At 66.9% G+C, this 402-nt stretch carries 1 protein-coding gene; it reads left to right on the top strand.

All coding sequences use genetic code 11. The features are described 5' to 3' along the window. The coding region (locus GYA94_RS26520) for an aldehyde dehydrogenase family protein (RefSeq protein ID WP_161893438.1) at positions 1–402 on the top strand (402 nt) is incomplete at both ends.

Raw genomic sequence — 402 nt, 5'->3', positions numbered from 1 at the left:
CTGGCGTGCTGAACCTGGTGTTCGGTGTGCCGGCCGAGGTGTCTGACCAACTGATCCGCTCCGAGGTTATCCGCAAGGTTTCTTTCACCGGCTCGGTGCCGGTCGGTCGCTCCCTGGGCGCGCTGGCCGGGCAATACCTCAAGCGCTGCACCCTGGAGCTGGGCGGGCATGCGCCGTTCATCGTCTGCGATGATGCCGACATCGACGCGGTAGCCACCCTCGGGGCCAACCTCAAGTTCCGCAATGGCGGGCAGATCTGCGCCTCGCCTACGCGCTTCTATGTCCAGGCCAGCGTGTACGAGCGCTTTGTCGAGACCTTCTGCCGGGTCAGCGCCGGCCTGAAAATGGGCGATGGCCAGGACGCCAGCACCCAGCTTGGCCCGCTGGCCAACCCGCGCCGGG

Source organism: Pseudomonas juntendi (assembly GCF_009932375.1).
GTDB classification, from domain to species: domain Bacteria; phylum Pseudomonadota; class Gammaproteobacteria; order Pseudomonadales; family Pseudomonadaceae; genus Aquipseudomonas; species Aquipseudomonas juntendi.
Note: the sequence above shows the minus strand (reverse complement) of the source record. Positions and strands in the feature narration are given on the sequence as shown.